Raw genomic sequence first — 15,812 nt, 5'->3', positions numbered from 1 at the left:
CGCACTCCTCAACGCCAGTCGCCGATGTAGTAGAAGGCTCCCCAGTCCCGGTACTGCGGATGGCCGGCCCTGGTCCGCCGCTGCGCCTCGGTGAACGCGTCCAGCCTCGAGCTGCCCTGGCGCAGTTCCCCGTAGAGCGTGGTGAAGAAGTCCCGGGACGTGAGGGTTTCCACCGGCCACAGCGTGCCGACGAGCGCGGACGCGCCGCGCAGCAGCAGGCTGGCCGGGATGCCCCGCAGGTTGTCGGCCGCGTCGAACCGGCCGAGCGCGGTCTCGCAGGCGGACAGGGTAACCAGGTCCAGCCCGCTCAGATCGAGGCGGAGCAGTTCGTGCGCGCTGACCCGCTCGTCGGCGACGTACAGGCTCTGGAAGGCCGGCGCTGTGACGTTGTGCATGCCATGAGTGGCGATGTGGAACAGCCGAGTCGAGCCCAGCGCGGCCAACACCGCCTCCTCGGTGGCGCGTTCGTCGAGCAGCGCGGTGGTGCGGAAGCACTCGGCGACGGCGGTGGCCTCCTCGACGGCTTCCGGCAGAGGCGGCAGCGGCCCGTCGGTGAATCCGAGGCCGACCGAGGTGAGGGTGCGCGCGCCGTCGTGGGTCTTCGTCGCCCGCTCGAGCAGGGCGATGGTGGGGAGATAGGTGACGGTCCAGGTGTCGGCGAGCGGTTTGCCGTCCAGATGGAGCAGGTGCAGGGGAGCGTGGTGCAGTGCGCCGTGCGGAACGATGACCAGGTGACGCTTGCCGAGCGCGTACGCCTTCCGCAGCTCGTCCGTGACCGGACCGAACAGGGCCGGCAGACCCTGGTCCAGCTCCTCCTCGCCCCAGCGCGTGACGGGACGCACCGGCCCCGGCTCGGCGAGCACCGCGCGGCGCAGCTGGAAGGTGGCGGCGCCCAGGACGTCGTGGACCCTGACTCGGCCGTCGATGGTGATCTGGGTCCGCAGGCCCGCATGTTCGGCGTCGAGCAGCGGCTGAGTCACCACGGTCAGCCGGTCGTTCGTGGCGACCAGTGACAGCAGCGACCGGCCCCCGTCCTCGTCGTGGGACAGATAGGTGTACAGAAGTACGGTGTCGGCCGGCAGCAGATCGAGCACCGTGTCCATGCTCAGCGGCAGGGGCGTCTGCTCGCCCGTGAGCAGGCGCTGCACATGGGCGTCGAAGGTGCGCTCGAGGTTTTCGCGCTGTCGGGCGGGGCTCAGGTTTCCGGCGTCCAGTTGCTCGGTGTAGGGAGTCGACAGAGTGACCGCGTCGAGGGTCAGGTCACGCTCGGGCTCGTCGCCGATCTGGCCGATCAGCGCGAGCAGGTGCTGAGACGACTCGTCGGCCCGGGCGTCGAACCGAACGTCCGCGTGCAGGGCGTCGACGAACCGCGCGCCCTTGGCCAGTTGCAGACACGCGAACAAGGCGGCCACGTCATCCCGGTCTCGGACCGCGCCGATCACCCGTGCCCAGATCGTCTGCAGCACCTCGGTCGCGGCCGCCCCGATGAGGTTCTCGGCCCGGACCGCAAGCGGGCCGAGGGTATTCACGGTCACGGTGGCGAGGCCGACCCCCCTCGCCTCCGCGACGGCTTTGGCGATGAGGGTGAGCGACTCCATCGCGGCGTCCGGCGCCGGCAGTGCGAGGTACTCGGCGCAGGCGGCGCCCTGGGTACGGATCGCGTGCTCCCAGTCGCCGCGCTCGTGGGCGCGGTAGGAAGCCACGGTGCACCAGGCCGCGGTGAGGGTCGCCAGCGCGTCGTGGTGGCCGGCGAGGTCGTCGGAGAAGACGCGCCGGGTCGTCCTCAGGCCGGCCAGCCAGGCCAGCTCGTCCTCCGGGTCGGTGGCCAGCGCTACGCCTCGAACCGAGAGGGTCAGGAGGGCGACGGCGGCGCGGGCTTGCGGCCAACTCCGGATCTTCGCGCGTTCCAGCAGTGCGACGGCGGCGTCCCCCGGGTCGGTGCCGGGGTCGGGGTCGTGGCCGTCGAGGTCGGATGGCTCGAACGGGTGGGACAACAGATCGTGCTGCACGAGCAGTACCTTCATGCGATCCCGCTCGGGCAGTGCGCGGACGAAACCCTCGGCGTCGGCGAATATCCGCAAGGCCCGCGCCCGATCGGTGGCCCCCAGAAGGTGCCCGGCGCTGATGAGCACGCTGGTCGCGGGGCCGCCGCCGACCTGCGCGGCGATCTCGTCGATCGAGCGGGACAGCAGCCGGTCCACCGTGGTCGGGTCCGGCCGTACACCGGCCGCCAGCTGGGCGACCAGGGCTTGCGCCATCAAGTGCGGGTAGGCCTCGGCGTCGACACTGGTGACCGCGCGGTCGGCCAGCTGGGCCAGGTGCCCTTGGGGCGGCTCGTGCCCCAGCGCGGTGCGGATCTTGTGGAGGTTCAACATCATGCTCAGGGCAAAGCCCTGCTGGGCGCCCTCGGCCACCGCCAGCGCACGGCGGAGGTACTCTTCGCCCGCCCGGAGCATGTCGGTGGTGTCGGGTATCTCCTCGCTGACCTCGTCCGGCACCTCGACCGGGTCGAGAACGTATTCCCCGCGGCGTTCCATCCAGCGGCGGAACTCGCCCGCGATGATCGCTTCATCGCTGCCGATGTACAGGTCGACATGCGGGTCGAGGTGGAGCGCGGCCAGCGCGATGAGCACGTCGGCGGGGTTACCGGGTTCCTCCTCGCCGTCCGCCGCGTACGCGCACAGCACCCGTTCTCCGGCGTCCCGTGCGCTGTGCAGCACCCTGCCGTCCGGCACCATGATCAGCACCTGGCGGGCGACTCCGATCCAGCTGAACCGGGCCATCGTCACGATCGCCCGGCCCTCGTCGCTGTTGGGCAGCCGCTCCGCCGCGGCCAGCACGAGCAACTGCAGGCGTTGCGCCCGCTGCCACTGCCCGTCGTCGTGCAGCCTCCCTACGCCTTCTTCGACCAGCGCTCTGGCGTAGGGGAGGGACAAGGCGCCGACCATACCGACGGAGCGTGCGTACTCCAGCGCGTCCGGCATGCTGATCGACGCGTCCACCGCGTTGAACAGCGTCTCGAACGGGCCCGCCCTGAGGGGGTAGGCGGCCGGCCTCTCATAGAGGTGGTGAAAGACGGAACCGAGCCGCTCCAGCCCGCGTTCTATGCGGTCACGGTCCTCGTCGCTCTCCGCGCCCGGGATCTGACCGTCCTTCACCGCGGTGATCATCTGCAGGGCGGCGAAGGAGAGCAGCGTGGGATGCGGTTCGACCAGTTCCACCAGGTTCTCCGGAGCGGCGTCGGCCAGCTCGCGCACCACGTCGAGGCTTTCGTCGAGGTGCTCCAGCAGCGGCACGACCAGCGACTCCCGGTCCCTCGCGAAGCGGGGCGTGACGTCGTCGACGGCGACCGGTGACTCCTCCATGGCCTCCAGCAGCCCGAGCACCTGCTCGACGGCAGGCTGCAGCACCGCGCGCAGCCGGGCCCGCGACTTCTGCGCCTGCTCGGTTCGGCCGACGCCCTCCAGCAACTCGGCCTCCAGCCGCAGGGCGATCCGCAACCGCCGTTCCAGCCACGGATGGTCGTGGCCCGCGACGTGCTCACGGAGCCGGTCCACCAGTGGGGGCACCTGCTCGGCAGCCACCGGATCACCGCTGGACTCGAGGACGAGCGTGACGGTGTTGAAGAGGGCGACTCCCACCCACAGGGCCACATCCGGGTCGGGGTGCGAGGCGAAATCCTCGACGACCGTCCGGTAAGCGGCCTCGGCTTCCTCGGGACGGCCCAGGGCGCGCAGCGCCGCGGCCCGGTTGTAGCCGAGGTAGGCGACGGTCTTGGCGAGTGCGGGGATGCCTGTGCAGAGATCCAGTGTTTCCTCGATGCGCGTCAGGCCGCGTTCGGCGTCCTCGGTGGCGAACTGCACGGCACCGGAGGCCCATGCGTGGATCCGCTCGGCCAGTTCCTCGGTCGCGTCGACTCCGGTGTGCCGCAGGCGCACCAGCAGGGTGCCGTCCAGGTTCGCCTGACACGCGGAACGGCCGGGGTCGTCGGCGGGCAGGTGGTCGAGGGCCCGTTGACCGGCCTCGACAGCGGCGTCCAGGTCGGCGAGGTCACCCGTGCCTTCGAACCGGCTGCGCAGCGCGAGTCCGAGGCTGGACCAGGCCATGACATGGCTGGGGTGCCCGACGGGCGCCAGGTCGACGGCCCGCCGCAGATGTGCCATCGCCGCCTGGAGGTCTTCCGGTGCACGGCGGTGTACGTAGCGGATGTGGTGGGCGGCACCGAGGTTGAACACAGCAGTGGCGGCGTCGGGATCGTCCGCCGGGAACGTGTCGACCGCCTGCCGCCCGATCTCGATGGCGGCGTCGAGATCGGCCGGTTCGCCGGTGTGCTCGAAGCGGTTGCGCAGCGCGGTGGAGAGGTTGGCCGGCACACCGGCGCGGTCCTCGTCGGCGACCCCGAGCGCGAGTGCCTCACGGCCGGCGGCGACAGAGAGGTCCAGCGCATGGAGATCACGGCTGGACTGGTAGCTCATGAACGCGAGAGCGGCGACGCCGCTCAACAGGCCCGGTCGTTCGGGTGACCCGGCGGGCGTCGCCTCGGCAGCCTGCCTGAGCGAGTCGACCGCCGTATCGATGTCCGCGCGGTCACCGGTCGTATGGAACCGCAGATAAAGGTTCTCGGCATGCTGGGCGAGCCAGTGGCCACGGGACGGGTCGTCCGGCGCCTGCTCGTCGACGATCCGCCCGCTCACCCGGCTCAGCAGATCGAGGTCCGCCGACAGGTCCCCGGACCAGGGAAGGCGGGGCTTGAGGTCCGCAGCGAGTGCCTGCAGCCACAGGAGGAGCTGCGGGTCCCCGTCGTCCGCCGGCGGGCGTGCGGAGACCACCTGATGGAGGGCTTCGACGGCGGCGTCCAGGTCACCGGGCTCCTGGCCGTGGTCGAACCTGGTCAGCAGCATCACCGCCAGGGACGAGCGGTAGACGGGCAGGTTCGGGTGGTCGGTGTCCGCGACGGCTGCGACCGCCTTCGCGGCCGCGTCGACGGCCGCGTCCAGGTCGTCGACGGACAAGGTGCACGCGAACGCGATGCGCAGGACCTGGCTCAGCGCCATCAGACGGTGCGGCAGGGCGGGATCGTCGTCGGCGGTGGCGGCCACGATGTGCCGCCACCCCGCCACGGCAGTCGCGGCGGCGTCCGGCTCCGGTTCCTCGGAGACGGCCGTCAGGAGGCGTTGAGCAGCTTCGACATCGTGCTCGGTGAGGTCTCCGGACCGGCCGAGAAATGCTCGCACGGCCGTGATCGGCTCGTCGTCCATGGCCCTCTCACCTTCCCCCGGCGCGCAAGAGCGGGTGGAGACGCTCATTGCCGAGATGCCCGGCTGGTCCCGGCGGACAGGTGTGCAACACGGCCCATGCTCCCACGCGGAGGCGCCCTGCCGGGGCCAAATCATGGGATATCACTCGGAGTTGTGCTTCGTCCGTATGTGGATCGGCGACTGCGGTCGCAGGGATCTGCCGTCACCTGCCGGGACGTCACTCGCAGACGATCTCGTCCCGCGGCGTGTAGTGGGTGCGGAACGGCTCCCGCTTCACCTCTTCGCCGTCGGCGTAGAAGACCCGCTGCACGGTGACGTCGAAGCCCTCCAGCGGAGTCTGCGGCACGCACTTCTCGTCCGTGCTGACCTTCCGCTCCGGCTCCTTCACGTTCGTGCGCGGCCCCGTGACCGACTCGATCTCGTCGTACTTCTTTGTGCCGAGGAAGGTGATGGTCACCGAGGAGTCGGTGGACTCGGCCTGGATGTACAGGGCGTTGCCGGAGTCGTTCCTGAACCTCAGGTCCAGGCTGCCCCAGGCGACCGTGGCCTCGCGGCCCTCCGGGTAGCGCTCGATGTAGAAGGAGTGGGCGCCGTACTCGACGGGCTTCACCCCGGCGAAGAACATGGCGTTGAAGACCGTCGTGGCCACGGCGGACACGCCGCCGCCGGGGGCCTTCGTGAACTCGTCGTTGAGGATCATGACGCCCTCGACGAAGCCGTTGGCCTCGGTGCGCTCGCCGACGGTCTTGTTGAAGCTCCACGTCTTGCCCGGCATGACGAGGGAGCCGTTGATCAGCTCCACGGCCCGGCCGATGTTCTTCGTGCGGTACGGCGCCGGCTCGAAGTTGACGGTGAACGAGGACATCTCCTCCCTCAGGCCCAGCCGCGCGGCGTTCTCCGAGGTCACCTGGGGTCGCGTCACGCGCGCGGCCACCTCGCCGGTGCGGGCGGCGCCCGACTTGGTGAGCAGCGGCAGCACGGCCTTGCCCAGCGCCTTGTCGGTGACCTGGACGCCGGACCTGGCGTCGTCGGACGCCACGACCTCGTCGCCGTCGAGGCTCAGGGTGGCGTTCCGGGGCGTGGCGGGCAGGTCGGACAGGGGCTCGGCCACCGCGGCATCGGCGCGCAGGCCCTTGGCGTCCAGGGCGGGGGTGAGCTTGCCGGCGTCGTTCGGCCGCATCGTCAGGTACTCGCCGAGCACCGCCGGGCCGATCGTGAACCGTTCGCCGGCCGCGGTGAGCATGACCGGCCCCGACATGGCGGGCCGGCCGAACTCGCGCACGGCGCGCCGCACCTCCGCCGCCGTGACCTTCGGCTTGGTCTCGCGGGCGGGCAGGTCGGTGACGGAGCCGGGCTCGCCGCGCAGGAAGGCGGCGCGGAGGGGAGCGACGGCGGCGTCCGTGTCCAGCGCGTAGCCGTCGCGCGGGGCGACCTGGCGGACCTGGCCGTCGTCGAAGGAGACGGCGCCGTCGCGGACCTTCTCGTCGAGCGACTTCGCCAGTTTGCCGAGGGCGGAGTGGGCCTTGTCCTCGTCGACGCGTACGACCGGCTCGACGGCACCGCCCGAGCGGAAGAGCCCGCCGATCACCGTGAGCGGGTTGGCGTCGTCGGTGCGCGACGCGCGGTCCACGGTCTTCTCGTAGTCGAAGGTGATGCCGGTCTGCCGGGGGTCGACGGTGCCCTTGCGGTCGCCCACCGTCACGGCCAGCTCCCGGGAGCCGGCGGGATCCAGTCGCTTCTCCAGCTTCCGGATGGCCTCCGCGCGGCTCAGCCCCCCGATGTCGACGCCGCGCACCGTCGTACCCGCGTCTATGTCGCCGCCCGCGATCAGCAGGCCGGCGAGATAGAGGCCGCCGACGCCGACGGTGAGTGCGCCGCCGGCGAGGGCGAGGGGTGGAATGGAGGCGATGCGGGGTGCTGAGGTGTTTCGCAGGGCGGAGGGGGCGCGCAGGCGCATGGGTCTCCCGGGCGGACGTTTCGACAGGGACGGCGCGTCCGGTGACGAGCCGCTGTGCGCGAGGCAAGCACATCCAGCTAGCCATAATCGGACGAAAACGCCTATGTCGTAGAACACGTATGTTCCCGGTCACGCGCCTGCCGCACGTCCCTGCCCTACGCCCCTGCCCGCTCCCAGGGCCCGTCACGCCCCGGACGGCACCTCCGTCCTCTCGGCCGGTGTGACCTTGTCCGCTTCGGACGCCGCCAGTGCCTTGTTGCGGCGGACGGAGGCGAGGAAGGACGCGGCGATCAGGACGACGCCGATCAGGCCGGTGATGATCTCGCTGATCTGATGCTGGATGGTGACCAGCAGGATCGCGGCGAGGGCGCCGATGGCGTAGTGGGCGCCGTGCTCCAGGTAGACGTAGTCGTCGAGGGTGCCCTGGCGGACCAGGTAGACCGTGAGGGACCGGACGTACATCGCGCCGATGCCGAGTCCGAGCGCCATCCAGAAGATGTGGTTGGTGATGGCGAAGGCGCCGATCACGCCGTCGAAGGAGAAGGACGCGTCCAGGACCTCCAGATAAAGGAAGAGGAAGAACGCGGCTTTCCCGGCGAGGGCGACCGCCGAGGCCGGTCTGCCCTCGGCCCTGGCCTTCACCGCCTCCTCGTGCTCGTGTTCCTCCTCCTCTTCCAGCCGGTCCTCGAAGTAGCCGGAGAGGCCGCCGACGACGAGATAGGTGATCAGACCGGCGACTCCGGAGAGCAGGACGCTGGCCGTCTTGTCCGCGTGCCCGGTGCTGACGTGGGCGTGGGTGGCGAAGGTCAGCGCCGTGGCCAGCAGGGCGATGAGCGCGAGGCAGACCGCCAGCATGTCGATCTTGCCGAGCTTCGCCAGCGGGCGCTCCAACCAGGCCAGCCACTTGATGTCGCGGTCCTCGAGGATGAAGTCGAGGAAGATCATCAGCAGGAACATGCCGCCGAAGGCCGCGATCGCCGGGTGGGCGTCGGTGACCAGGTCCTCGTAGCGCTCCGGTTCGTCGAGGGCGAGCTGGACCGCCTCGACGGGGCCGACCTTGGCGCTGATGGCGACGATCACCACGGGGAAGACCAGGCGCATGCCGAACACGGCGATCAGGATGCCGAGGGTGAGGAAGAGGCGCTGCCAGAAGGCGTTCATCTTCTTCAGGATCCCGGCGTTGACGACCGCGTTGTCGAAGGACAGCGAGATCTCCAGGATCGAGAGGATCAGGACGATCCCGAAGGCCTCCCAGCCCCACTGCCACGCGGCGAAGGCCAGGCCGAGCGCCGTGACGGCGAACGACCAGCCGAAGGTTCGCAGCACCATCACTGGCCCTCCGCCTTCACGGCCAGCACCGGGCAGCCCACACCCAGCAGGATCTGCTGGGCCGCCGAGCCCATGATCAGCTTGCCGACCGCGCTGCGCCGCCGCAGACCGATCACGACCAGGGAGGCGTCCGTCTGCTCCGCGAGGTCGATGATCTCCTCGGCGGCGTCGCGGGCGCCGAGGACCTGACGGATGTCGAAGTCGATGCCCAGGGCCGCGAGGTCCTGGCGCACGTGGGTCAGGTCGGGTTCCTGGGCGAAGCGCGGGTCCACGATCGCGTCGCCCCGGGAGGTGTTCACCACCAGCAGCTTCTCGCCGCGCCGACGGGCCTCGTCGATCCCCGCGCGCAGGGCCGCCTCACCCTCGGGGGACGGGACGTAGCCGACCAGGATGGTCATCTCGTTTCTCCAGTTGTCTCAGACGGCGCTTCGCGCGCGCAGGGGACGGACGACGAACCGGCCGATCAGCGGCCACACCAGGACCAGCGCGATCACCGCATAGACCGTGTACGACACCGGGCCGCCCAGCAGCCCCGACAGCTCGCCGCCGGACAGCTGGAGGGAGCGCCGGCCCTGCAGCTCCGCGCGCGGGCCGAGGATCACGCCGACGATCAGCGGCAGGACCGGCAGTCCGAAGCGGCGCATCGCGAAGCCGAGCAGGCCCAGGACGAGCAGGATGAACAGGTCCAGGGGCTGGGCGTTGACGGCGTAGGCGCCCATCGAGGCGAAGAACAGGATGCCCGCGTAGAGATAGGGGCGCGGGATCTGCAGCAGCTTCGCCCAGGCCGGGGCCAGCGGGAGGTTCAGCAGCAACAGCAGCAGGTTGCCGACGAACAGGCTCGCGATCAGGACCCAGACCAGGCTCGACTCGCGCTCGAACAGCAGCGGCCCGGGCTGGATGCCGTACGACTGGAAGGCCGCCAGCATCACCGCCGCCGTGGCGTTCGTGGGCAGGCCGATCGCCAGCATCGGCACCAGGGTGCCCGCCGCCGACGCGTTGTTCGCGGCCTCCGGGCCCGCCACGCCCTCGATCGCGCCCTTGCCGAACTCCTCGGGGTGCTTGGTCAGCCGCTTCTCCGTGGCGTACGACAGGAACGTCGGGATCTCCGCACCGCCGGCCGGCAGCGCGCCGAACGGGAAGCCGTACGCCGTGCCCCGCAGCCAGGGCTTCCAGGAGCGCCGCCAGTCCTTCCCGCCCATCCACGGGCGGCCGACCGGGATCACCTCGGCGGGCTTGCGCCGCAGATGCGCGGCCACCCACAGCGCCTCGCCGACGGCGAAGATGCCGACCGCGACCACGACGACGTCGATGCCGTCGGCCAGCTGCGGTATGCCCAGGGTCAGCCGCTGCTGGCCCGACACCGTGTCGATGCCGACCAGGCCGATCGTCAGGCCGAGGAGCAGGGAGATGAAGCCGCGGATGCGGGAGGAGCCCAGGACCGACGTCACCGCGATGAACGCCAGCAGCATCAGCGCGAAGTAGTCGGGGGCGCCCAGGCTGACCGCGAAGTCCACCACGAACGGGGTGATCAGGACCAGCAGCAGGGTGCCGATCGTGCCCGCCACGAAGGAGCCGATCGCCGCCGTGGCCAGGGCCTGGGCCGCGCGGCCCGCCTTCGCCATCTTGTTGCCCTCGATGGCGGTGACCACGGACGAGGACTCGCCAGGGGTGTTGAGGAGGATCGACGTCGTCGAGCCGCCGTACATGCCGCCGTAGAAGATGCCGGCGAACATGATGAATGCCTGCACCGGCTCCATGCCGTACGTCACCGGCAGCAGCAGGGCCACCGTCATCGCCGGGCCGATGCCCGGCAGGACGCCCACCGCGGTGCCGATGACGACGCCTATGAGGGCGAGCAGCAGGTTCATCGGGGCCATGACGTCCGCGAAGCCCTGCATGAGGTTGTTCAGGTTGTCCATCAGGGCCTCACAGGATTCCTTGCAGGACACCGGCGGGGAGGTTCACGCCGAGGCCGATCGCGAACGCGTAGAACGTCGTCAGGGAGAGCGTCGCCGAGATCAGCAGGTTGCGGACGTAGTGGCGGTTGCCCAGCGCGAAGGCCGCGCCAAAGAAGAGCAGGCCGCCGCTGATCACCCAGCCGAGGCGCTCGATGAGCAGCGCGTTCGCCAGGAACACGCCGACCAGCAGCAGCACGGTGCGCCAGTCGCTGCCCGCCGACAGGTCGACGTCCTCGCCGGCCTCCGGTTCACCGCGGCCGCCCCGGGCCACGTCGACGGCGTACAGCACAGCGAGGAGCACGAGCAGGCCGCCCAGGATCAGGGGCACCGCGCGCGGCCCGACCGGGTCGGTGCCGCTGGTGAGGTGCGGGATGCCCAGGGCGTCCACGATGACGGCGGTGCCCAGCAGGGCGAGGAACGCGCACACGCCGTACTGTGCGCGGTCCCCGCCCTCCCGGGGTGGACGGGAGTCCTCCACGGTCCGTTCCTCTGTCTGCGAGCTCATGCCAGCCCGAGCTCGGTCAGCAGGTCGGCGACCGCCTTGTCCTGCTCGGTCAGGTAGCCGGCGAACTCGTCACCGGTGGCGAAGGCGTCGACCCAGCCGTTCTTCTCCAGCTGCGCCTTCCAGTCGTCGGAGTCGTGCATCTTGGTCAGCGCGTCGATCCAGGTCTGCTTCTGGTCGTCGGTGATGCCGGGAGGGGCGACGATGCCGCGCCAGTTGGTGAAGACGAGGTCGATGCCCTGGTCCTTGAGCGTGGGGGCGTCCTTCAGCGCCTCGACCGGCTTCTCGCTGCTGACCGCGAGGACGCGCACCTGGCCCGCCTCGACCTGGTCGAGGAACTCACCGAAGCCACTCGCACCGAAGGCGAGCTTGTTGCCGAGGATGGCCGGGAGCAGCTCGCCGCCGCCGTCGTACGAGACGTAGTTGACGTCCTTGGGCTTGATGCCGACGGCCTTCGCCAGCTGCATCGGCAGCAGGTGGTCGGGGCCGCCCGGCGACGAGCCACCGCCGACCGCGAGCTTCTTCGGGTCCTTCTTCCACGCGGTGACGAGGTCGTCCATCGTCTTGTACGGGGAGTCCTTCGGCACGACGATCGCACCGGCCTCCTCGATCAGCTTGGCGATCGGCGTGGTGTCGGTCAGCGTCGCCTTGGACTTGGAGGTGTACGAGGCTCCGACGACACCGAGGCCCATCTGCATGGCCATCTTGCCGTTGCCCTTCTCGTTCACCAGGCGCTGCAGGCCCACGGTGCCGCTGGCGCCGGGCAGGTTGAACACCTGGACGCCGGAGGCGACCTTGGTGTCCTGCATGACCTGGGTGACGGTGCGGGCGGTGAGGTCGTAACCGCTGCCCGGGGTGTTGGGGACCATGAGGCGCAGGCCCGTCACGGGCTTGTCGGACCCGCCTCCGCTTCCGGACTCCTCCTTGTCGGCGGTGGCACCACAGGCACTGACCGCGAGCATGGACGCGGCAGCAAGAGCTCCGACAAGTGCGGCTCGTCGAGTTCTCATGGCTCATCTCTTTCGCTTGGGCCGATCCGGCGCCATGATTGTGCGGTTCCTGAGACACCCCGTCTCGGTTGTGTGACCATTGAAGGTTGAGTTCATAGTGGTCATAGCGTCACGGCATCAACGGCGCCAACGGCGTCACACGCTCGCCGGTGAGCTGCTGAGATGGCAGCTCGCCATTGTCGTGATCGTGCTGGCCGCCGTCGCCGCGGTCTCGCTGGCGCAGTCCAAGGCGACGTTCGACCGGGTCGAGGGGCGCCGGGTGACCGCGCTCGCCGAGGAGATGGCGGGCAACCCCCTCGTCCGCACCCAGCTGGTCCGGCCCGCCGTGGCCGAGATGCTCGCCCCTCTGCTCCAGTCGACGCTGACCAGGTCCGGCGTCACCTCCGCCACGGTCGCCGACGCCGACGGCGAGATCGTCGCCTCCACCAACCCCACCCTCCTCGGTACGCGGCTGCCGGTCTCCGGCATCGACGCCGCCGAGGGCCGCGGCTGGTCCGGCGAGCTGCCGGTGAACGGCGTCACCGAGCTGGTGGCGCAGGCGCCGGTGCTCCAGGCGGAGAACGACAGGGACCGCCGCCTGAAGGCCGGGGACCACCTCGGCACGGTGATGATCGGGCGGGCCTCGCCGTCGGTCTGGCAGCGGCTGGTCGGCGCCTCGTCCTATCTGCTCGTCTACCTCGGCGTCGCCAGCGTCCTCGGAGTGGCCGGCTCCTGGCTGCTGGCCCGGCGGATCAAACGGCAGACCTTCGGCATGGAACCGCGCGAGATCGCCGGGCTCGCCGAACACCGGGAGGCGATGCTGTTCGGGATCGCCGAGGGCGTGGTGGCCCTCGACCCGCAGCAGCGGCTCACCCTCGTGAACGCCGTCGGCCGGCGGCTGCTGGACCTGCCCGATACTTGCGTCGGGATGAGCCTGGCCGACCTGGGGATCGAGGGGCGGCTGTACGACGTCCTGGCCGGGACCGCCGATGCGGATGAGGACGAGCCCGGCGCCGAACGACGGGACGAGGTGGTCGTACGCCGCGGCCGCGTCCTCGTCATGAACCGCATGGACGTCACCAAGGACGGCCGCCGCCTCGGCTCGGTGACGACCCTGCGCGACCGCACCGAACTCGCCCAGTTGGAACGGGAGTTGGGCTCCTTCCGCAGCACCACCGAGCTGCTGCGCGCCCAGGCCCACGAGTTCTCCAACCAGCTGCACACCATCTCCGGGCTCATCCAGATCGGCGAGCACGACGAGGTCGTACGGTACGTCCGCGCCCTGCGCAAACACCGCGAGTCGCTCGACCTGCACCTCACCAGCCGCGTCCGCGACCGGGCCGTCGCCGCGCTGCTCATGGCCAAGTCGGCGCTCGCCGCGGAACGCAAGGTGCGGCTGAAGATCTCCGAGCGCACGGCACTGGAGCGGCTGGAGCCGACCGACTCGGCGGACGTGGCGACCGTGCTCGGCAACCTCGTGGACAACGCGGTCGACGCGGCCGCGGCGGGCGACGACGACCACGACGCCTGGGTGGAGGTGGAGCTCCGCCAGGACGCCTCCAGCGTGGAGATCGTCGTACGGGACTCGGGGCCGGGCGTGGCGCCGGAGCTCGCGCAGGAGGTGTTCCTGCACGGGTTCACCACCAAGGCCGCGCAGGGCGGTGACCGGGGGATCGGCCTGGCGTTGACCCGGCTGGTGTGCAAACGCCGGGGCGGTGAGGTGTCGGTGGCCAACACGCAGGCGGGCGCCATGTTCACCGCCCGGATGTCCGTCGGCCGTCCGGCCGACCGAGCGACGGAGGGAGTCCGATGATCGACGTGCTGATCGTGGAGGACGACTTCATGGTGGCGCGGATCCACCGCGGATTCGTCAATGACGTCGACGGCTTCCGGGTGGTCGGCACGGCGAACTGCGGGGAGCAGGCGCTCACCGCCGTCGCCGAGCTGCAACCCGACCTGGTGCTGCTCGACCTCTACCTGCCCGACATGTTCGGCCTGGAGATCATCCCCCGGCTGCGGACCGCCGGGCACGACTGCGACGTCATGGTGATCAGCGCGGCGCGCGAGTCGGAGGCGGTGCGGGGCGCCGTACGGCAGGGGGTCGTCGACTATCTGCTCAAGCCGTTCGACGCCGAGGAACTTCGGGCGCGGCTGGAGCAGTACGCGGCCCGGCGCAGCAACCTGTACGCGGCGGTGGTCAGCGGCCAGTCCGACGTGGACCGGGCGCTGGCGCGGGGCGCGGCGCCGGCCGCCACGGCGGCCTCCTTGCCCAAGGGCATGAGCGTGGAGACCGCCGAGCTGATCGAGCGGGAGCTGCGGGCGGCCGAGGGCAGCCTCTCCGCCGCCGAGTGCGCGGCCCGGCTCGGGGTGTCACGGGTCAGCGCCCGGCGGTACCTGGAGCACTTCACCGTCACGGGGCGGGCGGAGGTGTCGCTGCGCTATGGGCAGGCGGGGCGGCCCGAACGGCGGTACAGCTGGCTGGACGGTTAGGGCGTCTCCCACGCCCGGCTGCCTTCCTGGTCGGCCGGGCCGGTCAGCTGGACGATGTCGTCGGACGCGATGTCGTGCAGTCTGATGGCCAGATCCTCCAGGGCGCGGCTGGCGGCGAGTTCGTCGCCGATCTCGGGGATGGGCCGGTCGATCGGGTTGCGGTGGGCCACGCCCCGGCCGGTGACGGTCGAGGTGCTCTCAGCCGTGCCCTGAGTGGTCAGCACGGCTTCGGCGCGGGTGTCGTCGCCGTCCTCGGTGATGTGGATCTGGACGGTCCAGTCCTTGTCTTCCATCGAGATCACTTCCGTACGGGATCGGGAAGAACCCCCCACTGATGAGCCTGCGCCTGTTCCCCGGCCGGGTCCAGCGCGCACCGGCATCTGCCACCCGCTCCTGCCGCGGAGGCATGACAAGTCTCTGGGTGGGCACGATCTGCCGAAAGGTTGCGCAGAGCAGGCCGGTCGCAACGGACCCCAGGTACGAGGAGGGCGCCATGAACCGCCAGACACCCGTCCGTGTTCGTGTCACCCGCCGGCCCGCCGCTCCGCGCGACACCAGGGGCGAGATCGACCGGCGCACCCCCTCGGGCCGGATCCTGCCGTACTGACACCGGGCCTGCCCGCCCTCCCCGACGTAGCGTGAGGGCATGCGGGTGCTGGTCGTCGAGGACGAGGAGCGATTCGCGGCGGGGCTCAGGGACGGGCTGGAGGCCGAGGGCTTCGCCGTCGACGTCGCGCTCGACGGCGTGGACGGGCTCTGGCTGGCCCGCGAGAACAGCTACGACGCGATCGTCCTCGACATCATGCTGCCGGGGCTCAACGGCTACCGCCTCTGCCGGGCCCTGCGGGCCGAGCGCGACTGGACGCCGATCCTCATGCTCACCGCCAAGGAGGGCGAGTGGGACGAGATCGAGGGCCTCGACACCGGCGCCGACGACTACCTCACCAAGCCCGTCTCCTACGCCGTACTCCTCGCCCGGCTGCGGGCGCTGCTGCGGCGCGGGGCACGGCAGCGGCCCGCCGTGCTCGCCGCGGGTGATCTGCGGCTCGATCCGGCGGCCCGGACCGTCAGCCGGGCCGGGCGGGACATCGAGGTCACCGCGCGGGAGTTCGCGGTGCTGGAGTTCCTGCTGCGGCGGGCCGGGGAGGCGGTGTCCAAGCGGACCATCCTCGACCACGTCTGGGGCGACGACTTCGAGGGCGACCCGAACATCGTCGAGGTGTACGTACGGCGGCTGCGCAACAAGGTCGACCGGCCCTTCGGGAGGGAGTCGCTGCTGACGTCGCGGGGGCACGGGTACCGGCTCGTGCCGGACGACGGGTGAGTGGT

The 15,812-nt window shown here is 70.8% G+C and carries 11 protein-coding genes; 3 read left to right on the top strand and 8 right to left on the bottom strand.

Going from position 1 to position 15,812, the window contains the following annotated elements; genetic code table 11:
* Positions 1-8 precede the first annotated feature (8 nt).
* The 7 genes from ACQEV2_RS13310 to ACQEV2_RS13280 form a co-directional block, all read right to left on the bottom strand.
* Positions 9-5,258, bottom strand: coding sequence for a CHAT domain-containing protein (locus ACQEV2_RS13310; protein WP_433039679.1), 5,250 nt, complete (start codon positions 5,256-5,258; stop codon positions 9-11).
* 217 nt (positions 5,259-5,475) lie between these two features.
* Positions 5,476-7,215 carry a VanW family protein gene (locus tag ACQEV2_RS13305; RefSeq protein ID WP_433039677.1) on the bottom strand — a complete coding sequence of 580 codons (1,740 nt, stop codon included), beginning with the start codon at positions 7,213-7,215 and terminating at the stop codon, positions 5,476-5,478.
* A 183-nt stretch (positions 7,216-7,398) separates the two neighbouring features.
* Positions 7,399-8,544 (bottom strand): DUF475 domain-containing protein, encoded by a 1,146-nt coding sequence (locus ACQEV2_RS13300; RefSeq protein ID WP_433039675.1) that lies wholly within the window; start codon positions 8,542-8,544, stop codon positions 7,399-7,401.
* Positions 8,544-8,942: a universal stress protein gene (locus tag ACQEV2_RS13295; RefSeq protein ID WP_433039673.1), complete on the bottom strand. Its 399-nt coding sequence runs from the start codon at positions 8,940-8,942 to the stop codon at positions 8,544-8,546. The genes ACQEV2_RS13300 and ACQEV2_RS13295 overlap by 1 nt, the downstream gene beginning before the upstream one ends.
* Before the next feature lie 18 nt (positions 8,943-8,960).
* Complete coding sequence (locus tag ACQEV2_RS13290) at positions 8,961-10,463, bottom strand: tripartite tricarboxylate transporter permease (RefSeq protein ID WP_433039671.1); 1,503 nt, start codon at positions 10,461-10,463, stop codon at positions 8,961-8,963.
* A 7-nt stretch (positions 10,464-10,470) separates the two neighbouring features.
* Positions 10,471-11,007: a tripartite tricarboxylate transporter TctB family protein gene (locus tag ACQEV2_RS13285; protein ID WP_433039669.1), complete on the bottom strand. Its 537-nt coding sequence runs from the start codon at positions 11,005-11,007 to the stop codon at positions 10,471-10,473.
* A complete protein-coding gene (locus tag ACQEV2_RS13280; RefSeq protein WP_433039667.1) occupies positions 11,004-12,014 on the bottom strand; it encodes a Bug family tripartite tricarboxylate transporter substrate binding protein in 1,011 nt (336 codons plus the stop codon). Before ACQEV2_RS13280 ends, ACQEV2_RS13285 begins: the two co-directional genes overlap by 4 nt.
* A 97-nt stretch (positions 12,015-12,111) precedes the next feature.
* Between ACQEV2_RS13280 and ACQEV2_RS13275 the strand changes: the two genes are divergently transcribed.
* Complete coding sequence (locus ACQEV2_RS13275; protein WP_433039665.1) at positions 12,112-13,806, top strand: ATP-binding protein; 1,695 nt, start codon at positions 12,112-12,114, stop codon at positions 13,804-13,806.
* Entirely contained in the window at positions 13,803-14,483 is a 681-nt protein-coding gene (locus ACQEV2_RS13270) for a response regulator (protein WP_433039663.1), read from the top strand. The genes ACQEV2_RS13275 and ACQEV2_RS13270 overlap by 4 nt, the downstream gene beginning before the upstream one ends.
* Here the strand turns inward: ACQEV2_RS13270 and ACQEV2_RS13265 are convergent.
* Positions 14,480-14,776, bottom strand: a complete 297-nt coding sequence (locus tag ACQEV2_RS13265; protein WP_433054418.1) for a DUF1876 domain-containing protein — start codon at positions 14,774-14,776, stop codon at positions 14,480-14,482. The two genes, ACQEV2_RS13270 and ACQEV2_RS13265, sit on opposite strands and share 4 nt — an antisense overlap.
* Before the next feature lie 353 nt (positions 14,777-15,129).
* Here ACQEV2_RS13265 and ACQEV2_RS13260 point away from each other — a divergent pair, with 353 nt between their 5' ends.
* Entirely contained in the window at positions 15,130-15,807 is a 678-nt protein-coding gene (locus ACQEV2_RS13260) for a response regulator transcription factor (protein WP_433039661.1), read from the top strand.
* Positions 15,808-15,812 lie beyond the last annotated feature (5 nt).

Source organism: Streptomyces sp. CA-251387, assembly GCF_050936625.1.
GTDB lineage: Bacteria > Actinomycetota > Actinomycetes > Streptomycetales > Streptomycetaceae > Streptomyces.
This window is presented reverse-complemented; position numbering and strand designations above follow the sequence as displayed.